This is a genomic window from Kibdelosporangium aridum, assembly GCF_900176515.1.
In the GTDB taxonomy this organism is placed as follows: domain Bacteria; phylum Actinomycetota; class Actinomycetes; order Mycobacteriales; family Pseudonocardiaceae; genus Kibdelosporangium; species Kibdelosporangium aridum.
Genome location: NZ_FWXV01000005.1, coordinates 406,375 through 429,363, shown reverse-complemented (window position 1 = coordinate 429,363; position 22,989 = coordinate 406,375). Strand labels below are relative to the sequence as shown.

The window sequence follows — 22,989 nt, the reverse complement described above, 5'->3', positions numbered from 1 at the left end:
ACGCCGATGTCGGGGGTGGCGGCTAGGGTGCACGGGCATGGACGCTGCTGATCTTGACTACCGGGCCCGGACCTTGTCCGGCTGCATTCCCCCGCTGCTGGTCTCCCGGCTTGTTGAGCTCGGCCATGAGAAAGAAGTGGAGTTCCAGGCTGGCCGTGGGGAATGGTTCTGTGCGCGTGAGTGGGCACGGATGCTCGGTGACCAAGGGCGGCAGGCCGAGGCGTTGGAGGTGCTTGCTCCGTACGTCGCCACGGGCTGGTGGCCGGCCGCGCGGGCCCAGGCGGAACTATTGGAGAGCTGGGGGCGAGCGGAGGAGGCAATCGCGCTGGCCCGGCCGTACGCACAGGCCGAAAGGCTCTCGCTGGAGTTTTTCGGGCGGCTACTGGCCCGGCATGGCCGCCAGGATGAGGCGCTAGTGTTGCTGAGCGCGGGCATCGAAGACTGGTTCCTCGCCACTGCTCTGGTAGAGGTTTCCGAGGGTGCGGGCAGGGACGAAGACATCGCTGCGCTGCTGGCCGCGCGGATCCCGGCCGACCACCGATGCGACGGTCCGTGGTGCTGCCCCGGCCTCGACCCGGACACGGCAATCGGCCTGGTTGCCGTGATCCGCGAGCGCCAGGGCCGGATCGACGAAGCGATCGCCCTGCTGCACACCCGGCAGCACATCACCTCCGTGAACAACCACGACCAGCTGGCCGACCTGCTGGCGAGGCACAACCGGATCGAGGAACTGCGTGAGTACGCGGCGTCCGAGTACCACGGGCACGCCGCGCAGCGCCTGGCCGAGGTGTTGGAGGAACGCGGTGACGTGGAAGGCGCGATCGCCGTGTACCGGCAGCCGGGCGACTCACCGGCCCGTCAGTGTCACGGCTCGGTCCAACTGGCGCAGCTCCTGGCCCGGCACGGCCGGGGCGACGAGGCGATCGAGGTGATGCGCATGCTCGCGGACTCTCCCGGTGGCGCGGAGGACTGGATCGTCGACATGCTGTGCACCCTGTACGCCGACCATGGCCGTGCCCGCGACGGCCTGGCCTACCTCGACACCCTCAAGGCGCGCCGCGACGGCGAGGAGGAGTGGGATTTCTTCAGGATGCGGCTTCAGCTCATGGCCGACTGCGGCCTGCTCGACGAAGCAATCGCGCAGGCGCGGGTGCATCCCGAGGGCGACACCTCGTACGCGGCCTGGACCATCTCCGACCTTCTCGCCGAGACCGGCCGGACCGAGGAGGCTGTCGCGGTCCTTCAAGCACACGCCCTCGCCAACTGTGGCTCTCTGGCACGCCACCTCATCGACCTCGGCCGGATCAAGGACGCTGTGGCAGTCCTTCAGCAGCGCAAGCCCGAGCCGGTCGTGCCTGTCCGGACGGGCGCTTTCTCCACCGAACCCCCGTTCTGACGCCGCCCTCGGTGGAGTGCACGTATCGAACGTGCTGCGCATACTCGCAGGACGCACCCTTGGCGCCCGTTACCTGATACATAATGGCTTTTTGTCACATGGGCGCGGTACGTTGCTACCAGCCCGTGTGACAAGGAGTTGTGCATGTCCACCACTGTGCCGACTACACCGCCGACGACAACGCCGACGACAACGCCGACGACAACGCACTTTCGTACCTGCCCGCTGTGCGAGGCGACGTGTGGCCTGAAGATCACCATGGCAGGCGACCGCGTCATCGACGTCCGCGGCGACAAGGACGACGTGTTCAGCCTCGGCTTCATCTGCCCCAAGGGTGCCAAGCTCGGTGATCTCGACATGGACCCCGACCGGCTGCACAAGCCGTTGGTCAAACGGGACGGCCAGTTCGTCGAGGTGGCGTGGGACGAAGCGTTCGCCGAGGTCGAGCGTGGCCTGAAGGCGGTACGGGAAAAGCACGGCAACGAAGCGGTCGCGTTGTACATGGGCAACCCGAGCGTCCACACAATGGCCGGCCCGGTCTACAACGGGGTGTTCGCCAAAAGCCTCGGCACGCGCAACATCTACACCGCGAGCACGAGCGACCAGATGCCCAAGCACGTGTCCAGTGGATACCTCTTCGGCGACCCGTACTCGATCCCGGTGCCGGACATCGACCGGACCGACTACCTGCTCATGCTGGGCGCGAACCCGTTGGAGTCCAACGGAAGCCTGTGCACCGCGCCCGATTTCCCGGGCAGGCTGAAGAAGCTCAAGGCCCGCGGCGGGAAGTTCGTGGTGGTCGACCCGCGCCGGACCCGGACCGCCGACCTGGCCGACCAGCACCTGTTCATCCGGCCCGGCGCGGACGCGGTGTTCCTGTTCGCCTTGGTACACACCCTGTTCGACGAGAACCTGACGGCCGACGTACCGCAAATCGTCGACGGTGTCGAAGAACTGCGCGTGCTGGCGTCGAAGTTCTCGCCGGAGACCGTCGCGGACGCGTGTGGCATCGACGCGTCGACGATCAGGCAGGTCGCCAGGGACCTCGCGGCCGCGCCGACAGCTGTGGTGTACGGCCGGATCGGCACGACGACGGCCGAGTTCGGGACGATCTCCAGCTGGCTGGTGGACGCGCTGAACGTGCTCACCGGCAACCTGGATACGCCTGGCGGCGCCATGTTCCCGTCTTCGGCGGCACGTGCGACCTACGTGAAGCGCAAGCCGTTCCGCACCGGCCGCTGGCGCAGCCGTGTGCGCGGTTTCGCCGAGGCCATCGGCGAACTGCCGACCGCGACCCTCGCCGACGAGATCGAAACACCCGGCGAGGGCCAGGTCCGCGCGCTGTTCACAGTCTGCGGCAACCCGGCCTCGTCCGCGCCGAACGCGCCCAGGCTCGCAGCGGCGTTGGCAGAGCTTGAATTCATGGTGAGCGTTGACCCGTATGTGAACGAAACCACGCGGCACGCGACCGTGATCCTGCCGCCGCCACGGGTGACGCAGTCGCCGCACTTCGACTTCGGCTTCACGCAGTTCGGCGTGCGGAACTTCGCCAACTACTCGCCGCCCGCGTTGCCGTTGCCCGAAGGACGGCCGAGTGAAGCCGAGATCATGGCCAGGCTGGTGATGATCGCCGCCGGTCAAGGCGCGGCGGCCGATCCGCGTGGCCTTGAGGAGATGATGCTCGGCGGGCTGCTGGGCAAGGCGGTGCAGGTCGAAGGCTCTCCGGTGCACGGCCGTGACCCTGGCGAGCTGCGGCAGATGATCGAAGGTGAGGGGCCGCTGGAACGGTTCCTCGACCTCTCGCTGCGGCTCGGCCCGTACGGCGAAGGCTTCGGCGCGAACCCGTCCGGCCTGCGCTTGTCGACCTTGCTGGCCAACCCGCATGGCATCGATCTGGGTCCGTTGCAGCCGAGGCTGGCCGAAGTCCTGTCCACAGCGGACGGAAAGGTACACCTCTGCCCGTCGGAGCTGGTGACTGACGTGCCCAGGTTGCTTGCGTGGCTGGAGGAACGCCCGCGCGGAATGGTCCTCATCGGACGAAGGCACCTGCGCTCCAACAACAGTTGGATGCACAACGTGCCCGCACTGGTCACCGGCTCGAACACGTGCACACTGCAGATGAACCCGCAGGACGCCGAGAAGCTCTCGGTCACCACCGGCCAGCGGGTGCTGGTGATGTCCCGGACCGGGACGGTCGAGGTCCCGGTCGAACCGACCGACAAGATCATGCCGGGCGTGGTCAGCCTCCCGCACGGCTGGGGCCACGACTCACCTGGCGTGCGGATGTCCGTCGCCCGGAACACCAATGGTGTCAACGTGAACACCGTGACCGACGAATCAATCCTTGACGTCCTGTCCGGAACGGCGGTCTTCAACGGCGTGCCCGTGGAGGTCAAAGGGGTTTGATGTCCTTGGTTGTTCTCGGACATCGCGCGCCAGGACTGGGCACGTCGTGCTGATGTCGCCAAGCCTGTTTCAGGTAGTCACCAGTGGCGGGCTTCGCCTCGGAACACCTTGATGTTGCCCATGGTGACCCGGCCGCTGATCCGGACAACCGGTCCGCCCTGACCTTCCGCGACACCGAAGATGCTGCGTTTGCCCATGACCGCGGTACCTTCATCGATCACGACGGCGTTCTCCGGGACGAACACCGCGACCTTGCCGCAGAACGAGTCGGCGACGACCCGGATGTGCTCGCCCGGCCGCATGCCCGACAGGTTCAGCACGACGGCCCCGAAGGTCGCCCGGGCCTTGACTTCCCTGGTCGCTTCGGGCGTCCGGATCACCTTGCTGATCGTGGCGACGACACGGTGCGCGGGTTCGGCCTGAGCCGCGACCGGGCCGAGGTCGGCCAGCTGCGGCACAAGATCTCCCTTGGTCTTGGCCGCCCAGACCAGGTCGGTCCGTTCGGCATGCTCGTCCCAGGTGATCCGGCCGTCGGCGACCGCTGCGTCCAGAACGCGGACCGCCTCGAACCGTTCCTCATCCGACAGCCGAATCACCAAGTTCCCGGACATACCAACCCCTCAAAGACTGATTATCTTAGTTTGAGAGATTCTTGCATATTGTCATCACCACGTCCAGATATCGGCACGGCGGCGGCCGCGGCCTCGGATCCACACCACCAACGCCGCGATCCCGCCGATGATCACCGGGCCAAGACCCAGCGTCCAACTCAGCAACGCGGGTGGTCCGGGTCGGGGCCCGACGGCCACCGCGAGCACACCGTTGCCCGGCCCCTTCGGACCGTCCACGGCGAACTCGAGCTTCCACACGCCTTCCTCCGGCAGCGCACGGATGTCCAGGCCCCATTCGCTCCGGGACCGCGGATGCCGGGCGAGCCGTTCCTCATCACCCGAGATGGTCGGCCCGACGAGGCGCAATGTGCCCCGATGGCCGGTGATGTCGCCGTCCGGCAGGAATGTGAAGTCCAGCGACCGCTCGGCACGCAGCGGCCACTCGCTGAACGAGGCGCGTACATCGTATGGCCCGACCTGCACGTTCTCGGTGTGCACGACCTCGACTGGTGGCGGCGCCGCGTAGGCCGGTGCGGCCGCCAGGAACATCACTGTCAGCGCGAGAATGAACGCTCGCATCGTCAGACCTCCGCCAGATTCCGAAGTGGTGCGCTCATCCGCCATGCGGCCAATCCGACGCCGACACCGAAGACTGTCGCGGCCGCGATGGTCGCGCCGTCGAAGGCCTCGAACTGGACGAGATGCCCGAACGCCAGCGCTGCCGCGCCGACCGCGGCAGTCACCATGACCGCGCCCTTGGTCGAACCGAACCGCTTGCCCAGCGCCAATGCGCCCGCCATGAGCAGCGCGACCGGGAGCATGGCGATCGGCGAGTACGACGCGTAGACCGGTGAGCCGTCGACGTAGTCCCGGACCGGCAGGTCGATCGCGGCGGCATAAGCCCTCGTGAGCGGTGGGTTGACCACCCACGTGATCGCGTGGATCGCAGCGAACGACAACCCTGCTACCACGACCAGAGCCGGTGCACGCGTGACCGCCGCGACCAGGATCAGACCAAGTACGCAAAGCAGCGCGACCACGAACGGAAACGCGCTGATCCACGGCAATTCTGGAGTCGAGAAGAGCAGGAAGACCTGGCCATAGATGGAGATTCCCACGTACACCGCCAGCCCGATCCGGCCGGACCGTGACTCCCGCAGCGACGCGAAGGCCATCACCGCACCGACCGCCTGGACCAGGAAACACAGCGACATCGCCACATGCGGCGGCGAGGTCGGCGTCGCGTCGAAGCCGTAGACCGTGTGCCACCACAGATCCGTCAGGCCGTACAGCAGCTCCCCCGCCGCTGCCAGGCCCGTGACCAGGAATGGGATCGGTGCCCGGAACGTGCCGAGCACCTTGACCGTTCGGACGTCCGGGTCAGGACGCCGGAACGTCCGGTACAGCACCACCGAGAGGGACGTGAACCCGGCCGTCGCGGTGCCGAGGTACATCACCAGGTGCGGCGCCGTGAAGAACGTGTCCGGGCCGACGTCGCCGTGCCACTGGAGGTCCCACGTCAACCCGAAGATCGTGATGAACGCGCCGGCCAGTAGCACCCACGCGCCTGTTCGTTCCGCTTTCATTCCCCTACCCCTCCGTCACCGGGATTTGCACGGTGACCGTCTCGTCGGCCAGGCGCAGCGAGACCTCCCACAGGCCGCCCATGGTGAACAGCTCGCCGTGCGCTTGGAATCGGTCGTTTTGTTTTGTGGCAACAACTTGCGGCATCGCGTGCCCCATCGCGGGCATCACCGGGTCGATGACGATCTCGCTGATCTCGACCGGGGCTCCGTCGTGCCGGGTGACCTGGAGCGTTGTCGTGACTGGACCGCTGCGCGGGTTCGTGGTCAGCTCGATCCGATACGTCTCACTGTCGCCTGACGCTGTAGTCGTGCCGGTCTGCGAACGCGGCCACAACGCGAACGCGACGACTCCGAGGACGACAAGTCCAATGAGGACCATCACGGCGACCGGGCGTCGACGACCAGTGGCACGGTCGTCACCGTGAAGTTCCGTTGATACTGCACCCATCCGAAGTACCTCCCAGGTTCCGGAAATGTGAAGGTGAACCGCAGCCGCGGCGGCAGCGCCGCCACCGTCTCGTCCGCGGTCCTCTCGCGCATCGGACCCATCTCGTGCACGTGTCCGAAGAAGTCGCCCTTTTCGTTGCGCAGCACCAGATGCCCGGCCATTCCGAGCCACGGTTGCAGATCGGCCTTGCCACCGAGGTCCATCTCGATGGTGTGACTGCGGCCGACGATCGCCTGACGCGTTTCCTTCGGCGCGTCGGCGCCCATGCGCCCGCCCGTCACCTCGAAGGAACCGTTGACCAGCTGTGATCCCGAGTTGACGCGTTCGAACTCCGCGTGCACGAGGTACCGGCCTGGCCGGTCGGCCACCAGGAGAACCCCCAGCTCCCCTGGTGCCCGCCTGACCGGATGCAGGTGCCGGAAGTACTCGCCGTCCACACTGGACACGACCAGATGTGCGAGCGCGTCGTGGTGCGCGACGAGGTCGTCGACCGGCCGGCCGGTGTTCCCGTCGGTGATCTTGATGCCGAGCCGGAACTCCTTGCCGGTCACCGGACTCTGATCCACTTCGATCCTTGAGTTGACGTACGGCCGGCCACCTGCCGCGTCAACGGGAATCGCACCCTCGGCTTGCGCTGGCGGGATCGCCGGTGACAACAAGGCCGCGGTAACCGCGACGGTCAGCGCCAGAATCGCCGCCGCCGCGGGCACTACGGCCATGAACCGCCTTTTCGCGAGCACGGCAGTGATCAACGCGAGCGCCACCAGCAGGCCAGTCGCAGACAAACCGCCGTACGCCAATGGCTCCCATACCGCCATCTTCGACAGCATGACCTGGAACGGAATCCGCGCCTGCTCACCGCTCGCGGCCGTCAGCACCAGTTCCCACCGACCAGTCCGGTCCACTTCGAGCTGAACAGAATGCGTACCGCGGCGAGTCAGCTCCACTGTGGCCTTGCCCGGCGCACCGACCAAGCCGACCTCGATCGACGTTCTGTGCACCGGGTCATGCGCGATGAAGTCGATGGCCAGCGGGCCGGGAACCGCCTGCGTCCTGCGTACGACCAAGGTCAGTTCATTGCCCGCAAAGCTTTGCGCCAGATGGAAATCAGCGGTGTCGCTCACTCCATGCGCACCGGCTTGTGGCGCTGCCACGCCGAATACAGCGACAACCAGTGCCAGCACCGCGAAGATCCGCCCCATGCCACGAGACGCTAGGGCGCAGGCACATCCCAGCGAGTCATGCGAAGGAGCCGAGCGACGTACTACTTAAGCAGGACTCACCAGACTGGACGGAGCTTTACCCGGTCGTCGTCGCCGTAGCGGGAGTCCAGGTACGCCTGCAGGTCATCACGTACCGCCGCGAGCCTTTTGTCCCCGATCAGGCCTGCCCAGTGGTTCTCCACCTCGCCCCAAAGGCGATCGGCCAGGCGCACGTAGTCCTCGCCTTTGCCCGTCAGCGCGAGGACTTGAGCCCGGCCGTCGGTCGGGTGCGGGCGTCGCTCGATGTATCCCCAGTCCACCAACTCGGCCACGGTCTTCGAGGCCGCCTGCTTGGTGACGTCCAATTGGGCCGCCAGTTCCACGACGGTCACCGGGTCTTTGCCTGCCAGATAACGGAATACGTACCCGTGCGCGGGCCGCAACGGCTCACGGCCGTGCTCCTCCAGCAGGTCGTGCATGTGGTCCGTCATCGCGCGGTAGACCATCGCGAACAGCAGGGCGACCTCGCCCGGTTTCCTCTCCGGCACCCCGACATGGTCAACCTAGTTGCCTATCGAGTCAAACCCTGGATAGCATCCGGTCAACCAAGTTGACCATCTCTTCAAGGAGCCCTCATGACGGTTGCCACGCGCGCCGATGCCCCGCACTTCGAGGTCGAGGGATACGAGTTCCACCCGTTAGCCGTGCCTTCTCGCGGCAGCACGCAACTGGCGGTCTGGAGCATTACCGCTGCTCCTGGCGCCACGAGCACCCCGCACCAGCACGACAGGGAAGTGATCTTCTTCGTCGCGACCGGCCGGATGACCGGGTCCATCGGTGGCGAGAGCTTCACGGCGGGCCCTGGGGACGCGATCATCGTCCCGCCGGACACCGACTTCACCCTCGGTAACCACTCCGCGGCCGAACCGGCGTCACTCACCGTGTCGACTACTGCCGGTATGCAGGCGATTGTCGACGGCAACACGTTCCCGCCGCCCTGGTCTCTCTGAGTGCAAGGTCGGGCGTCCAGTGGTCCACTTGATCGTATGGAACTGCTGGACGCTCATGGCAGTGCGCTGAGCGGGTTCGACTGGCTGGTCAAGGCGATCGGCCCGGCCGACTGGGCCAGGCCGACGCCCAACCCCGGCTGGAGCGTCCGCGACCTGCTCAACCACTTGGTCGCTGAGCAGCTCTGGGTGCCTGAGCTGCTCAGCGGCGCCGACCTGGACGAGGTCGGCGACTCCTACGACGGGGACGTGCTCGGGGACGATCCAGTTGGTGCGTGGACCACGTCATCCACCGAAGCGCGGGAGGCGTGGCTGCGGCCCGGCGCTCTCGAACGAGAGGTACATCTCAGTTACGGGCTCGTGCCCGCCGCGGAGTTCGGCTGGCAGATGACCCTCGACCTGGCCGTGCACGGCTGGGACCTGGCCAAAGGCATCGGCGAGACCTCGCCGCTGCACGAGGAACTGGCCGAGGCCCTGCTGCGGGTCTTCCAGCCGCAGGTCTGGCGCTGGCAGGGCACGGGGATCTTCGCGCCGCCGGTGCCGGTGTCCGCGGACGCCGGGGCGCCTGCCCGCCTGCTCGGTTTGGTCGGTCGCCACCCCTGAGGCTCGGTATGATTGATGGGTCTTCTTTGGACCTTGCAAGGAGTGAGTCAGTAAGGTGTGCGACGCCAAGTCGCCTGGTGGCAGTAGCCAGCCGGGCGATTCTCCCGGCTGCCATATTCGCCCGGACACCGGAGTTGCACGGTGACCGGACCATTGCTCGACGTGCTCGGCGTCCTCGCCGTCGTCTTCCTCACCCTCGGAACCGCCATCTTCGTCGCGGCCGAGTTCTCGCTGACCGCGCTCGACCGTAGCCAGGTCGACAGCCACGAACAGCGCAAGAAGGACAAGAAAGCCCAGAACGTCGCCAGGGCGCACCGCACGCTGTCGTTCCAGCTGTCCGGCGCGCAGGTCGGCATCACGATCACCACGCTGACCACTGGTTATCTGGCCGAACCGATCGTCGCCGAATGGCTCGTGCCGCTGATGCGCGTGCTTGGCCTGCCCGACGGCGCCGCGCACGGCTTCGCGCTGGCTATCGCGCTGCTGCTGGCCAACTTCATCTCGATGCTGTTCGGCGAGCTCGTGCCCAAGAACGTGGCGATCTCCAAGCCGCTGGAGACCGCGCGGATGGTCGCCGGCTTCCAGATGGGCTTCTCGAAGGCGTTGAGCTGGCTGATCAACGGCCTGAACCGGTCGGCGAACTGGCTGGTCCGCAGGCTCGGCGTGGAACCGGCCGACGAGCTGGCCTCGGCGCGCTCGCCACAGGAGCTGGGCTCGCTCGTGCGCTCGAGTGCCGAACACGGCACGCTCGACCAGGGCACAGCCACGCTGCTGGACCGCTCGCTGCGGTTCGGCGACCGCACGGCCGACGAGCTGATGACGCCACGGGTCCGCGTTGCCGCGCTGCGGTGCGACGCGACCGTGCCTGACCTGATCGAACTCGCCAGGGCCACCGGGTTCTCCCGGTTCCCCGTGCACAAGGGCGACCTCGACGAGGTGGTCGGCGTCGTGCACGTGAAGCAGGTCTTCGGCGTACCGCAGGACCAGCGCGCCGCGACCGAGATGGCCAAGCTCGCCAGCCCAGTCCCGACCGTGCCGGAGAGCCTTGACGGTGACACGCTGCTGGACCGCCTGCGTGGCTCCGGGTTGCAGCTGGCGATCGTCGTCGACGAGTACGGCGGTACCGCGGGCATCGTGACCCTGGAAGACCTGATCGAGGAGATCGTCGGCGACGTCCGCGACGAGCACGACCGTGGCGAGGTCAGCCCGGTCCGGCCGCTGGGCCGCGACAGCTGGATGGTCTCCGGGCTGCTGCGGGACGACGAACTGGCCGAGGCGACCGGGTTCCGGATGCCGCAGGGCGAGTACGAGACCCTGGCCGGCCTGGTGCTCTCCCGGCTCGGCCGGATCCCCGAGGTCAACGACGAGGTGATCGTGAACGGCTGGCGGATCACCGTGATGCGGATGGACCGCCACCGGGTCGCCGAGCTGCGCGTGACGCGCATGGCCGACCAGGAAACGCCTGCTGAGGCAGGTGCGCGATGACTGGTGTTCCCGCGATCCTGGTGTCGCTGTTGCTGCTCGGGTTGAACGCGTTCTTCGTCGGCGCGGAGTTCGCGCTGGTCAGCGCCCGCCGTGACCGCCTTGAGGCGATGGCCGAACGGGGCATCGACCGCGCGCGGACGGTGATGCGTGCCGCCGAGAAGACGTCGTTGATGATGGCCGGTGCCCAGTTCGGCATCACGCTGTGCACGATCGCTCTTGGTGCGCTGGGTGAACCGGCCGTGGCGCACTACCTGGAGATGGTCCTCGAACCGCTCGGCGTGCACCCCGCTGTGATGCACGGCATCGCGTTCGCGATCGCCCTGCTGATCGTGTCCGTGCTGCACGTGCTGCTCGGCGAGATGGTCACCAAGAACATCGCGATCGCCGCGCCGGAGCGGACCGCGGTCTGGCTGACGCCGTTCCTGGTCGCGTGGGTGCGGCTGGTCCGGCCGGTGATCAGCCTGCTGAACTGGATGGCCAACGGCATCCTGCGGCTGCTGAAGGTGGAGCCGAAGGACGAGCTGGAGACCTCCTACACGCCCGAGGAGCTGGCCAGCCTGATCGCCGACTCGCGGCGGGAAGGCCTGCTCGACGACCTCGAGCACCGCAGGCTGACGCAGACCCTGTCGTCAGCCGAGCGCACGGTGGCCGACGTGCTCGTGCCGTTGGACCAGCTCACGACGGTGCCGTACCCGCCGACGATCGGCGACATCGAGGCGGCGGTCGCGGCAACGGGCTTCTCCCGTTTCCCGGTCCGGCTCTCCGATGGCCGGCTGAACGGGTTCGTGCACGTCAAGGACGTCCTGGACCTCGCGGGCGACGCCGACGCGCCTCTGCCGTGGGCACGTGTGCGCGGCTTGCCCCAGCTGCCCGCGGACGCTCGCCTCGACGAGGCACTGGCGGCTTTGCGGCGCGTGCAGAGCCACCTGGCCAAGGCCGTGGCGCCTGACGGCACGGTGCTCGGTGTCGTCGCTCTGGAAGACCTGGTCGAGGAGTACGTCGGCACTGTTCGGGACAGCACGCACATCGGCGAATAATGACCGCTGTGATTGTGTTGGCCGAGCAGGAGTGGCGCGCCCGGCAGGAGGCGTACGTCTCGCGCATGCGCAAGTGGGTCGACCCGCACCAGGAGCGCAAGGCGCTGGGCCAGAAGCACCCGGTGCTGGACTTCCTGTTCAGCTACTACTCCTACCGGCCGACCCGGCTGCTGCGCTGGCACCCCGGTCCGGACGTCGCGCTGGCCGGGGACGCCAGCGAGTTCCTGTCGTGGACCGGGTACGTCCAGACACCCGAAGGCGTGACGCTGTCGCGGGACTTGCTGACTGCTCAGCGCCGCGAGTCGGTGTCGTTCGTCCGGTCGCTGCTCGCCGCGACGCAGTCGCGACCGCCCCGGCTCGGCTGCTTCGGCCTGCACGAATGGGCGATGGTCTACCGCACGTCGGAGATCCGGCACGAGTCGTGGCCGCTGCGCCTCGGCTCGGCCGGGACCGACACCGTCGTTGAGTCGCTGCCGATCAAGTGCGGCCACTTCGACGCGTTCCGGTTCTTCACGCCCGAGGCCCGGCCGCTCAACACGCTGCAGCCCACCCGTGCCACCCAGATCGCCATGGAGCAGCCGGGTTGCCTGCACGCGAACATGGATCTGTTCAAGTGGTCGTACAAACTGGCGCCGTTCACGCCGTCGGAGCTGATCGCCGACTGCTTCGAACTGGCCTCTGACGTGCGAGAACTCGACATGCGGGCGAGTCCTTACGACCTTCGCGAACTCGGCTACTCCCCCGTGCCGATCGAGACGGCCGCCGGACGGGCGACCTACGCCCGCCTTCAGGCCGAGTTCGCGTCCCGCGCCGCTCCGCTGCGCACCCGGTTGATCGCGCTGTGTACACAACTGCTTGATCCAGAAGATAACGATTAGGTCAATCTCAGTTACGTAACGTGTACGAAGAGTGAGCAAACTTGACCCACCGCCGTCGGCTGTTAGCGTTATTTTCGCTTGACTAGGGCCTGCCGGTTACGGACAGACACGAAGGCGGAGTGTGCATGGGTCGACACCGCACGCTGGAGAACGTGCGGCGCGGCGTTGCCAAGTGGCCCGTCGTCGTCCTCGGTGTGGTCGCTCTGCTCGCACTCGCATGGCTTGGCTGGACGTGGATCAACGACCGGATCGAGCAACGAGCCGCCATCCAGTCCAAGTCCTGCCCGGAAGGCGACTCGGTGCTACGGGTCGCGGTCACCCCGAGCGCCGCCACGGCCGTCGAGGAAGCGGCGAAGCGCTGGAACGTCGAGAAGACCGTCGTCGCCGATCACTGCGTCCGGGTCGAGGTCACCGCGCAGGAACCCAGCCAGGTCTTCACCGGGCTGTCCGGTGACTGGAACCCAGAGGCCATGGGTGGCAAGCCACAGGCGTGGCTGCCGGAGTCGTCGTACTGGGTCAACCGGCTGTCCGCGGCCAATGGTTCGGCGATCGGCTCGAACACGGAGTCGGTCGCGACGAGTCCGGTTGTGCTGGCGCTGCCGTACGAGGCCGTCAAACCGCTTGAAGGCCACGACTCCTACACGTTCGGCGACCTGGCGACGTTGACCAGCGCGCCTGACGGCTGGGCGCGCTACGGCAAGCCGGAGTGGGGCAAGTTCACCGTGGCCATGCCGGATCCAGCCGCCAACACCGCGAGCGTTCTCGCGCTGCAATGCGCCATCGCCGGCGTCAGCCCGCAACGCGCCGGGCCAGTGACCGTCGAGACCCTGACTTTGCCCGCGGTGCAGGAGAACCTGGCGCAATTGGCGGCCGCGCGCCCGGCCAACGTGCCGCGAACGACCGCCGACGCCCTGATCGAACTGGGCAAGGCCGGGAAGGTCGCGGGTGCGCCGTACAGCGCGGTCCCCGTCATCGAGGTCGACCTGTACCGCCGCAATCTCGGCCTGGACGGCAAACCCGCTGCCGGAAAACCGTTGTACGAGGTCGCGGCGCGTGGGCCGAGCCCGGCCGCGGACTTCCCGTTCGTGGCGTTGTCCGGCGACCAGTCGCAGGTCCGCGCGGCGTTGAAGTTCCGTGACTTCCTGAAGGAAACCCCGCAGCAACAGTCCTTCAACCGCATCGGCCTGCGTGCCGCGGGCGGCGCCGCGTACCCGCACGACTCCCCTGGCATCCGTTGGGACAGCGCCACAACCAGCCTCGTCCCGGCCGATGCCACGACCACGCAACAGATCTCAGCCACGTGGACCAACGCCGCCGAGGGCGGCCAGGTGATCACGGTCCTCGTTGACGTCTCCCGCTCGATGCTGACCAACGGCGGCGACGGCAAGACCCGCATCGACTGGGTCAAACAAGCCCTGCACGGGATGACCGACCGGATGGCCAGCGGCGCCGTCGGGATCTGGGAGTTCTCCCGGCGGCTGGACGCGGACCGCCCGTACAAACAGCTCGTGGCGGTCAGCCCGGTCGCGACAAGCCGCCCGGCGTTGCACGCCGGGATCGACGCCCTCAAGCCGGCCACCGGCACGCATCTGTACACGAGCCTCGAAGCGGCCTACCAGGCCGCGCTGAACTCGTACGCCGAAGGCAAACGCAACCGTGTCGTCGTCATCACCGACGGCCCCAACGACGGCGGGCTGACGTTCGCGCAGCTGAAGGACCGCTTGCGGGACAAGAACGTCGCCAGGGGCAAGCTCCCGGTCAGCTTCCTGTCCATCGGCCCGGAGTTGAACCGCCGGGAACTCACCGACCTCGCACGGTCCACCGGTGGCACGGTTTCCGTCCTCACCGACGCGCGCGGCGTCGACGGCGCACTCGGTCAGCTCCTGTCCACCGAGGGCTGACGCGGCAGTTCCCGGTTGGGTGTCGGCAGCACGACGGTGTCCGGCAACGGAAGCGCGAGCTCGACCCATGTGCCGTCGGGCAGCCGCAGCTTGATGTGCTCGTCCGCCACGAACTCGAGGTCGATCGCGCCGTAGTGCCAGCGGCTGTCCCAGCAGTCCTGCGGCACCCAGCCCGGCTCGAGCTCGAAACGCAGTCGCGAGCGAGCCACCGTGTCCGTGGCGAGGTCGTGCACGAGCAGGTCACCGAACCGGATCTGCCCGCCGGTACTGGGAATCTCGGCTTCGTCCTTGTCCCAGTCCTGCGGCCAGTCGGCCTCGTCGGGCACCCAGAAGTAGTCGCCGCCCGGCGAGCACGCCACATACCGCTCACTCGGCGAGAACACCGGCATGCTGTACATCGGGTCCTCGCAGAGTCCAATGTGGTCACTCTGCTTGGTAAGCGGGCCGAGCGAGAACACCTCGTAGCCGTTCATCCCTTGGCCGTCGTTCTGGTGCACCACAAGGGTTTTCTCCGACGGTGACACCACGAACGTCTCCGCCATGTACGGCGCGTCAACCGACTCCAGCGTCGCGAGGTCCGGCCACGACAGCAACGAGATCTTCCCGTCGACCACCACGAGCATGCCGGACTCCAGGAACCGGACAGTGTCGCCCCAGGCGTCCCAGAAACGCAGTTTCCCGTTATCGAGATCCCACACGCCGACCCCGCGCGGCCCGTTCGTCACCGGCGCGGCCGCAACGATGTTCCCGTTCCGCCGCAGCACTTCCGCCTCAGCCGGGTAGGGCAGGCCACGGTGTTCCCACCGGCGTTCGGCCGGGTGTTCAAGGCCGTCGAGCGAGATCGTCTGCACCTTCAGGAGCTTATTGTCCCGTAGCCCTCGCGCTTCGCCGCCACCCCGGTTCCGCTCGACTCGCCACGCAGACGCCGTTTCACCCACGGCACCAGGAACTGCTTCGCCCAGCGCAGCTGCTCGCGCAGGGTTGGTTCAACGGGATCCGCTGCCACGATCTCGGACACAGCCAGCCTGCGCGGCGGCTCGCCGTCCAGCAAGCCCATACACGCCTGCGCTGCCGCGCGGTGCCCGTCCGGTCCGGGATGCAGGCGGTCTTCGCTCCAGCCGCCGACTCCAGGCGGCAGCATCACGGCCAGATCGAGGCACAGTGCACCGTGCTTGGCCGCTATCCGCCGGACGAACGCGTTGCTGAGGTTCAACCGCTTGACCAAGGCGCGGCGCAGCGGCGTCGGCAGCGGCGCGCCCTGGCCGGGCGTGGGCAGGGTCGCGGTGATCACCTGCGCTCCGGTCGCGGCCAGGGTCCCGATCAGCTTCTCCTGGTCGTCGACGAACTCACGGAAGTTCAGCTTCGGCCGGATCAGGTCGTTCATGCCCGCGACCGCCGTCACGAGCTCAGGCTCCAGCGCCACCGCGGGCTCGAGCTGGGTCTCCACGATCTGGCGCACGGTCAGGCCACGCACGGCCAGGTTGGCGTAACTGATCGGGCCACGGCGTTCGGCCAGCATCTCGGCGAACCGGTCGGCCCATCCGCGAAACGTGCCGTCCGGCTGCGGATCGCCGACACCCTCGGTGAAGCTGTCCCCGGTCGCGACAAAGCGGTACTCGTTCACCCGACCAGGCTAGCTGTGAATTTGACCTTCCCATTGTGGGAAGGATCAGGATGCACGGGTGACCGACCACCTGTTGCCGATCGGCGAGTTCGCCAGGATGTGCCGGCTGAGCACCAAGCAGCTGCGCCATTACGACCAGCTCGGCCTGCTCGTCCCGGCCGAAGTCGACGCCGCGACCGGCTACCGCTACTACTCCACCGCCCAGGCGCGCCGCGCGCTGGCCATCGCGCTACTGCGCAAGCTCGACGTCCCGCTGGCGGAGATCGCCGCGGCGCTGGAGGACGAACAGGTGTTGAGCACACACCTCGGCCGGGTCGAAGCGGAGATCGAACATCGCAGACGCACCGCCCGGGCGTTGACGCGGCTGCTCGAAGAAGGCTTGCTGCGTCAGGAAGTCACACTCGCCAACGAACCGTCACGGCGCCTGGTCGTGCACCGAACCGTATGCGCGCCAGAGGAAATCGGGCTCGCTGTCGGGAAGTGCATGGCAGCCATAGCAAGCACGCCCGGGCTGCGGTGGGGGCTGTTCCCCTTGGACCTCGACGCGACGCAGATCTCCATCACCGTTGGCGTGGAAACCGACGAACCCGGCGGCGATGTCGAACATCTGCCCGCCGGTCTGGTCGCGATGACAACGCACGTGGGGCCGTACGAGGACGTCACGTTGGCCTACCAAGGCTTGTTCGCGTGGATCTACGAACGCGGGCACCGGCCGTCCGGACTTGCCCGTGAGGCCTATCTCGCCGGACCGGAACACCCGGTCACGCGAATCGTCATCCCTTTGGAGCAATCCCATGAATGAGTACAAGTACCTGTTCTCCGGCAAGAAAGAACCGGCGCTGATCGAGGTGCCCGCGTTGCCGTACTTGATGGTGGACGGCAAGGGTTCGCCGGATTCACCCGAATACAGCAATGCGGTGTCCGGGTTGTACGCAGTCGCCTATGCCGTGCGCGCGGCGCTCAAAACTCAAGTGGAGTACTCGGTATTACCCCTACAGGGTCAATGGTGGTCACCCGATCCGGCAGTCTTCGCCGCGGGCGACCGGAACGCCTGGTGCTGGACGATGATGATCTTGCAACCCCGGCAGGCCACGGTCGGGATCGTCGCCGAAGCCATAGCCAAAGCGGCACGCAAGAGGGCCGTGGACGGGGTGCGGTTCGAGGAATTCACCGAGGGCACGTGCGCTCAGATCCTGCACAACGGCCCGTACAGCGAGGAGCCGGCCACAATCGCCAGGCTGATAGATTTCGTGCGGCAGGAAGGCCGCCAGATCACCGGAAACCACCACGAGATCTACCTGACCAGGCCTCGCACCGACGCCCCCGAGAAGATGCGCACGCTGATCCGCTATCCGGTCTAGCTGGAAATGGTTGGACGCCGTTCCGGAAACCAGCACGGGGGCTGTCGGCTGGTCACCGGAACGGCACGCCTACCGGGCAACGCGTCGGGAGGGGTGCGGCATCAGCTTCTTGGACACAGGCGTCCAGCCGCGATACGTCGTCCGGTCGACGGGTCTATTCACTTGTGGTTGTTGGTCGTCCCCCGGTCCCACAGCAGCGTCGCCACGTCGAGTTCAGGCACCTCCCCGGCTGCCTGGACAGCGAACGTGAACATCTGTGCCGCGTCCGGGCCGTTCGTCCACACAACCCGGTACCTGCGGATCTGACGGTCGTAGTAAACCCGGACGTAGGTGCCTGACTTGCTGGTCAGCAGGCTGGCGAGGCGCCGAGCACTGCGCGCGCGCTTGCTCATGACAAGTCCCCTGCTGCGCGGCGGCGCTGGACTCGTGGCCCCGTTTGTCACCGCCGTCGTCGATGTGTTCTGCACGGTTTCAGCCCCTTCTGTGCTACATCTGAAATACGAGGACACCAGCGACGGGGTATGTCATGGAAGACTGAGAGCTACTCACGGCGCGCTCACGCGTACTCACGGTCAGCCGGTGTGGGAGGCAGCATGGCGACCCAGGACGAGGACTCGCCTGCGCACCAAGACGTCTTCGTCGGTGAACTCCGGCGATGGCGGGAGGTGCGTGGGATGTCGCGTACCGCTGTGGCCGTTGCCATGGGCTACAGCCGTTCGTACGTCTCGAAAGTGGAGAGCGGGCACGAGCGCCCGTCCCGTGAGTTCGCCAAGGCGGCGGATGACGCGCTGAACGCCGGTGGGGCGTTACGCCGTGCGTGGCGTGAGTACGAAGCGCTTCGCCCAGTCGTGGTGCGGCCTACTCCAATCGAGCGCACACCGGAACCGTCGACTCGCAGTCTTTTCGTAGAACATGACGACGCCGAACTCCGTTACGACGGCCGGACTTACCGGGCGATCATGCGGCGAAGGCTGGTCAACTACGGCACCGACCCGATCACCCGTTACATGATCAGGATCTCGGTCGACCGGTTCCCCGGCGATCCGGACCTGTCCAATCAGCTCTACCGCGATCGCCCGTTGACATGGGAAGAACTGGACCTGCAGGCGTGGTGCGGCGAGGACCGCTCCGAGCCGATGCGCTGGGTGGCGCAGCACGACCGGGACGCATTCAAGGAGGTATGGCTGCAGTTCGCCAACGACAGCGGCCACTTTCCCTTGTACCCAGGGCAGAGCACGTGGATCGAGTACACCTACACCGTCCGGGATGACAAGTGGGGCAACTGGTTTCAGCGCGCGATCCGGTTGCCCACGTCGCTTTTGTCTGTGCGGCTTGACTTTCCCGAGCACCTCGACCCCGCGGTGTGGGGTCTGCACACCTCGATGACCGCGGAGGCGATGCCGTTCCGGACCGCGATCGACGAGCAGAGATCGAACAACCGCCGGGTTTTCTCGTGGACGACGGAAGAGCCGCCCTTGCACGCCAGATACCGTTTGGAATGGCACTTCCGGCGCAAGCCGTCGACACAACCGGCTGAGCCCGCGGAGAAACCCAGCCAAGTCATGCGTTCCTTGGGGGTCGTGCAGTCCGACGACCCGATCCTGCACCGGCCGGCGAAACCCTTCCAGTTACCGGAAGAGGCCGAGGACGCCAAACGAGTGATCGCGGAACTGGTGTCAGCCGCCAAACGGGTGTCGGCCGCGCACACGTTCGGCAAGGGAATCGGGTTCGCGGCCAACCAGATCGGCATCGACCGCGCGGCCGCGATCGTCTTCCCACCCGGCACCGACGACGTGATCATGTTGCTGAACGCCAGGATCATCGAGAACGGCGAGCAGTTCGACGAACAGTACGAGGGCTGTCTGTCCTTCTTCGACGTCCGCGGCCTGGTACCGCGGCCGCTCGTGATCCACGTCGAACACCAGGAGCTGTCCGGCGCCCGCAAGATCACCATCTTCGAACGCGGCGTTGCCCGCCTTGTCGCGCACGAGATCGATCACCTGCACGGCAAGCTCTACATCGACCGGCTGCCGCCGGGCACCGAGGCGATCCCGATCGAACAGTACAGCGGCAGCGGCCTCAACTGGCAGTACTAGAGCATCCCAGCGTCACAGCATCATGGTGCGCATGTCGATGGGCTTGTCGATCTCGCCCTGGTCGAGCATCAGGTCGGCAACCCGTTGCAGCCGGACGGGATCGACGCTTGTCGGGAACACCGGCATGGTCATCAGCTGATACGTCGCCGAGTCGATCCTGACGTGCTTCATCAGCACCTCACCGACCTTGTCCCGGCTTGCAGTGTCCGCGACGCCTTTGTTCAGCGCTCGTTTGAAGGCGGCGACCACGTTCGGGTTGGCGTCGGTGAACTCCTTCTTGGCGATCCACCCCGACCACGGGAAGTCCGCCGTCGGCCCGGAGAACGGGTCCATCAGCTTGACCAGACCGGCCTTCGTGGCCGCGGTCAGGTGCGGCTCGGCGATCACGGCAGCGGCGACGTCACCGCGGTCCAGCGCCGAGGGCATGGACGCGATCTCCATCGAGATGTACTCGATCTTCTTGTGGTCCACCGACATCATCTTGAGCTGGGAGTTGAGCGTCAGCTCGGAGATGCCGCGCTTGGAGGACACCGCGATCTTCTTCTCGGCGAGGTCGGCCGGTTTCTTGATCGGGCTGTTCTTCGACACCACGCACAGGATCAGGTTCTCGGTCGTCTGCACGGCGTCGGCGACGATCTTGATGTTCGCGACGCCCTTGACCTGTGGCATCAACGCGGGCGGGTAGCTGGTCAGCCCGAAGTCCAGTGTCCCGCCGAGCACGTTGTCCACATTGGCCGATCCCTTGGCTCCGGTGGTCAGCTGCACCTCGAGGCCCTCGGCCGCGAAGTACCCGTTCTCCATGGCCAGGTGCAACGGCGCGGAGTCGACGAGCCCCAGTGTGCCGACCTTGATCACCTTGCGTTCGAGCGGCCCGCCGGACTGGTCAGGCGCCGACGACGACTCCATCAGCCCACATCCGGCCACTCCGGCCAGCAGCGCGCTGACCAGAAACCCCGCTACAAACCCCCGCAGTGGCATGAAATTTTCCTCCAGTTCGATGACGGAGGATGCCGAGCGTAGCGAGATGGCTACGCGCATATGTCAGTTTTCACAAAAATGGCGCACAATCTTGGTTGTTTAGCGGAAGCAATTTTCCAACCGGTAGATGCTCGATTTCTCCGTGCGGTTATGTCGCCGGTGTATTACCTGTCCGTTGTCCGCGCGGTCGCGGACGTCCCGGGGTCTGAGGCGCAGCCGGCGGGACTTCAGGTGAGGAGCTTCGCGAGCTGGGCCATTTCGGTCGGCGGGTCGATCACCGGCTGGATGAGGAGCTCGTCGATGCCGGCCTGTTCCAGGGTGGTGATGCGGGCGAGGAGATCGTCGCGGGTGCCGACCAGGGCCAGGGTGTTCATCAGCGAGGGCACGACCAGGTCCCGGTCCTGCGGTGCGATGCGTCCGAGGTAGTTGGGGTAGAGCTTGGTGTGCCGGTCCGGCGCGGTGGCGGTGGTGCCGCGCCGGTCGAGCAGCCGCCGCACCGCCTCCCGTTCCTCGGGGCCGAGTTGCTCGGCGAAGGCGGGGGTGTCGGCGGCGAAGGCCAGCAGGGACAGGACAAGGTGGCCGGTCGCGTCACGGGCTGTGTCGCTGTGCGGGTCTTCGTTCTCGTCGAGTAGGTGGAGCGCGGTGACGACGTAGGAGTCCACATGGGAGTCAGGGACGCGGTGTGCTTCTTGGGCGGCGTGGCGGCGGGCGTGGTGCAGTGCCCGCCAGGCGGTGGGGTCGAGCAAGCCGAAGGAGATGAGGCCGGTGCTGCGGCGGCCGGCGACGGCGGCGGCTTTAGGTCCGAGCGCGGCCACGACGAACTCGATCGGGTCTGTGGTGTTCACGTGCGCCCCGGTGTGCAGGAACCGGATGTCGCGGACCCGGTCACCTTCGCGGTACTCGGTGGAGCGTCCGGCGCACAGGTCCTGCAGTGCGGCGGTGAACCTCTCGAGTGTGGCCGCCGTGGTCGGCGGCATGCCCAGGGTGCGCCGGGCGGTGTTCCCGGTGCCGACCCCGCAGCGGATCCGGCCCGGTGCCAGTGCGTTGAGGCTGGCGAGCCCGCACGCGGCAGCCGGGGCCGAGCGCAGCGCCGGTGAGGTCACGCCGACGCCGAGCTTGATGCGGCGGGTGGCCTTCGCACACAGGCTCAAGGCGACGAAGGGGTCGCCGTGGACCATCGGGGTGTCGTTGATCCAGAGGCTGTGCAAGCCCAGCTCCTCGGCCTGTACGGCGAGGTCCTCCACACCGGGGTGTGCGGTGACTACGACGCCCGCGCGCATGAGGACCTCCAAGGCGTGAGGATCGAATAAGGACTCGCCGTCGTCGTGGCCGAGCGGGGACATGAACCGGGCCAGGTCGGCGGGCGTCAGAACGCTGATGCCTTCGCATTGCGTTCGAACTTCGACCACTCGGACGGACCGCAGTAGCCACAGTTGGGTCCGAAGAACAGACCACGGGCCTGCGTGTCGCCCATCAGGTGGTAGCGGAACCACGCGGTGACCGGTCCACGCAAGCCACCAGCGTCACCGTTGAGGAAATGGCCGGCGCCACGCAACTCGGCGAAAATGGCGGGCACCTGACTCGCCTTTTCGTACTGGCCGTGGACGACCGACGACCACACGATGAGGTCGTTCTGGCCCGCGGTGAAGAAGGCGGGGCCGTGCAGCTTGGCCGGATCGTTGAATGGACCACCCAGGATCGGCGCCACGGTGTCCACACGCGGATCAGCACCAGCACCGACCGCTTGGCCGCCACCGAGCGAGTGGCCGGTCGCGCCGACACGCGCGAGGTCGACCTTGCCCGCGAACGGGCTACCGGCCGTGCTGTTCTGCTGCGTGAGGTAGTCCAGTCCGGACAGCAGGAACTTCGGATCGGCCGACTGGGCCTCATATGCGGCCACGATGAACCCGTGCGAGGCGAAATGGGTCAGCAGCGGGACGTAGTTCTGCGGCGTCGCTGCTCCGCCGTTGCCCCACAGCAGCACCGGATGGGTGCCGCACCCCAGGCTGCCAAGGCCGGTCGGCTGGAAGATCGTCGTGCCTGCCCCATTGGACGCCTGTGTCACCGCGAACGGCCCTGGTCCGGCCCAGTTGCCGCCCACCGACGGGCACGCCGCCGCTGACGCGGCCGGCGCGATCCCCACCACCGCGGCCGCCACAGTCGCGATCAGTCCAGCGAGCGTTGTCCAACGCCTCATGTGGTTCCTCCCTGTCCCCGGCGAACATCTCATGATCACCACAGCACCCCTCGGGCAGCACCGGCAACGGTGTGACAGAACGGGCAACGTGAGCGGCCCCTAAGACCCAGGTCTGACGGACCACGGACCGGCCAAGATCGGGCTCGGAGCCGATGTGCCCGCCACCCGGTCCC

Annotated in this window: 23 protein-coding genes; 11 read left to right on the top strand and 12 right to left on the bottom strand. The window is 67.0% G+C overall.

Features of this window, described 5'->3' with window-relative positions; all coding sequences use genetic code 11:
* The first annotated feature begins 37 nt into the window (after positions 1–37).
* Positions 38–1,396, top strand: coding sequence for a tetratricopeptide repeat protein (locus B9C43_RS29280; protein ID WP_084430163.1), 1,359 nt, complete (start codon positions 38–40; stop codon positions 1,394–1,396).
* 144 nt (positions 1,397–1,540) lie between these two features.
* The gene (locus tag B9C43_RS29275) at positions 1,541–3,802 is read left to right on the top strand and encodes a molybdopterin oxidoreductase family protein (protein ID WP_084430162.1); all 2,262 of its coding nucleotides are present in this window, start codon (positions 1,541–1,543) and stop codon (positions 3,800–3,802) included.
* 77 nt (positions 3,803–3,879) lie between these two features.
* Here B9C43_RS29275 and B9C43_RS29270 read toward each other — a convergent pair whose 3' ends face one another.
* The 6 genes from B9C43_RS29270 to B9C43_RS29235 all read right to left on the bottom strand — a co-directional run bounded on the left by B9C43_RS29270 (position 3,880) and on the right by B9C43_RS29235 (position 8,197).
* The gene (locus tag B9C43_RS29270; RefSeq protein ID WP_033382874.1) at positions 3,880–4,413 is read right to left on the bottom strand and encodes a DUF1707 SHOCT-like domain-containing protein; all 534 of its coding nucleotides are present in this window, start codon (positions 4,411–4,413) and stop codon (positions 3,880–3,882) included.
* Positions 4,414–4,467: 54 nt separating this feature from the next.
* Positions 4,468–4,992 (bottom strand): hypothetical protein, encoded by a 525-nt coding sequence (locus B9C43_RS29265; RefSeq protein ID WP_084430161.1) that lies wholly within the window; start codon positions 4,990–4,992, stop codon positions 4,468–4,470.
* 2 nt (positions 4,993–4,994) lie between these two features.
* The gene (locus B9C43_RS29260; protein WP_084430160.1) at positions 4,995–5,999 is read right to left on the bottom strand and encodes a hypothetical protein; all 1,005 of its coding nucleotides are present in this window, start codon (positions 5,997–5,999) and stop codon (positions 4,995–4,997) included.
* Positions 6,000–6,003: 4 nt separating this feature from the next.
* Positions 6,004–6,378 (bottom strand): FixH family protein, encoded by a 375-nt coding sequence (locus B9C43_RS29255; RefSeq protein ID WP_160096762.1) that lies wholly within the window; start codon positions 6,376–6,378, stop codon positions 6,004–6,006.
* Complete coding sequence (locus tag B9C43_RS55795) at positions 6,378–7,649, bottom strand: hypothetical protein (protein ID WP_143446662.1); 1,272 nt, start codon at positions 7,647–7,649, stop codon at positions 6,378–6,380. Before B9C43_RS55795 ends, B9C43_RS29255 begins: the two co-directional genes overlap by 1 nt.
* 77 nt (positions 7,650–7,726) lie before the next feature.
* A complete protein-coding gene (locus B9C43_RS29235; RefSeq protein ID WP_235038895.1) occupies positions 7,727–8,197 on the bottom strand; it encodes a MarR family winged helix-turn-helix transcriptional regulator in 471 nt (156 codons plus the stop codon).
* A gap of 87 nt (positions 8,198–8,284) precedes the next feature.
* Here B9C43_RS29235 and B9C43_RS29230 point away from each other — a divergent pair, with 87 nt between their 5' ends.
* The 6 genes from B9C43_RS29230 (at position 8,285) to B9C43_RS29205 (ending at position 14,560) form a co-directional block, all read left to right on the top strand.
* Entirely contained in the window at positions 8,285–8,659 is a 375-nt protein-coding gene (locus B9C43_RS29230; protein WP_084430155.1) for a cupin domain-containing protein, read from the top strand.
* 36 nt (positions 8,660–8,695) lie between these two features.
* Positions 8,696–9,259, top strand: a complete 564-nt coding sequence (locus B9C43_RS29225) for a TIGR03086 family metal-binding protein (RefSeq protein WP_084430154.1) — start codon at positions 8,696–8,698, stop codon at positions 9,257–9,259.
* Positions 9,260–9,400: 141 nt separating this feature from the next.
* The gene (locus tag B9C43_RS29220) at positions 9,401–10,744 is read left to right on the top strand and encodes a hemolysin family protein (RefSeq protein WP_084430153.1); all 1,344 of its coding nucleotides are present in this window, start codon (positions 9,401–9,403) and stop codon (positions 10,742–10,744) included.
* Positions 10,741–11,781, top strand: a complete 1,041-nt coding sequence (locus tag B9C43_RS29215; protein WP_084430152.1) for a hemolysin family protein — start codon at positions 10,741–10,743, stop codon at positions 11,779–11,781. The genes B9C43_RS29220 and B9C43_RS29215 overlap by 4 nt, the downstream gene beginning before the upstream one ends.
* Positions 11,781–12,659, top strand: a complete 879-nt coding sequence (locus tag B9C43_RS29210) for a 3-methyladenine DNA glycosylase (protein WP_084430151.1) — start codon at positions 11,781–11,783, stop codon at positions 12,657–12,659. The genes B9C43_RS29215 and B9C43_RS29210 overlap by 1 nt, the downstream gene beginning before the upstream one ends.
* A gap of 125 nt (positions 12,660–12,784) precedes the next feature.
* Positions 12,785–14,560, top strand: coding sequence for a VWA domain-containing protein (locus tag B9C43_RS29205; RefSeq protein WP_084430150.1), 1,776 nt, complete (start codon positions 12,785–12,787; stop codon positions 14,558–14,560).
* Here B9C43_RS29205 and B9C43_RS29200 read toward each other — a convergent pair.
* On the bottom strand, positions 14,536–15,411 hold the full coding sequence (locus tag B9C43_RS29200) for a hypothetical protein (protein ID WP_084430149.1): 876 nt from the start codon (positions 15,409–15,411) through the stop codon (positions 14,536–14,538). The two genes, B9C43_RS29205 and B9C43_RS29200, sit on opposite strands and share 25 nt — an antisense overlap.
* 2 nt (positions 15,412–15,413) lie before the next feature.
* Positions 15,414–16,184: an SGNH/GDSL hydrolase family protein gene (locus B9C43_RS29195; RefSeq protein WP_084430148.1), complete on the bottom strand. Its 771-nt coding sequence runs from the start codon at positions 16,182–16,184 to the stop codon at positions 15,414–15,416.
* A 58-nt stretch (positions 16,185–16,242) separates the two neighbouring features.
* On the opposite strand from B9C43_RS29195, the gene B9C43_RS29190 reads away from it, so the two are divergent.
* Positions 16,243–16,986, top strand: a complete 744-nt coding sequence (locus B9C43_RS29190) for a MerR family transcriptional regulator (protein WP_084430147.1) — start codon at positions 16,243–16,245, stop codon at positions 16,984–16,986.
* A complete protein-coding gene (locus tag B9C43_RS29185; protein ID WP_084430146.1) occupies positions 16,979–17,545 on the top strand; it encodes a GyrI-like domain-containing protein in 567 nt (188 codons plus the stop codon). Before B9C43_RS29190 ends, B9C43_RS29185 begins: the two co-directional genes overlap by 8 nt.
* Positions 17,546–17,703: 158 nt before the next feature.
* On the opposite strand, the gene B9C43_RS29180 is transcribed toward B9C43_RS29185, so the two are convergent.
* Complete coding sequence (locus tag B9C43_RS29180; RefSeq protein WP_084430145.1) at positions 17,704–17,937, bottom strand: hypothetical protein; 234 nt, start codon at positions 17,935–17,937, stop codon at positions 17,704–17,706.
* A 201-nt stretch (positions 17,938–18,138) separates the two neighbouring features.
* Between B9C43_RS29180 and B9C43_RS29175 the strand changes: the two genes are divergently transcribed.
* Positions 18,139–19,641, top strand: coding sequence for a peptide deformylase (locus tag B9C43_RS29175; RefSeq protein WP_033382858.1), 1,503 nt, complete (start codon positions 18,139–18,141; stop codon positions 19,639–19,641).
* A 12-nt stretch (positions 19,642–19,653) separates the two neighbouring features.
* Here B9C43_RS29175 and B9C43_RS29170 read toward each other — a convergent pair whose 3' ends face one another.
* From B9C43_RS29170 to B9C43_RS29160, 3 genes are all read right to left on the bottom strand, one after another.
* Positions 19,654–20,619 carry an ABC transporter substrate-binding protein gene (locus B9C43_RS29170; RefSeq protein WP_160096760.1) on the bottom strand — a complete coding sequence of 322 codons (966 nt, stop codon included), beginning with the start codon at positions 20,617–20,619 and terminating at the stop codon, positions 19,654–19,656.
* A 227-nt stretch (positions 20,620–20,846) separates the two neighbouring features.
* Positions 20,847–22,028 (bottom strand): LLM class flavin-dependent oxidoreductase, encoded by a 1,182-nt coding sequence (locus B9C43_RS29165; RefSeq protein ID WP_235038894.1) that lies wholly within the window; start codon positions 22,026–22,028, stop codon positions 20,847–20,849.
* The gene (locus B9C43_RS29160) at positions 21,986–22,816 is read right to left on the bottom strand and encodes a poly(ethylene terephthalate) hydrolase family protein (protein WP_084430143.1); all 831 of its coding nucleotides are present in this window, start codon (positions 22,814–22,816) and stop codon (positions 21,986–21,988) included. Before B9C43_RS29160 ends, B9C43_RS29165 begins: the two co-directional genes overlap by 43 nt.
* Between the last annotated feature and the right edge of the window lie 173 nt (positions 22,817–22,989).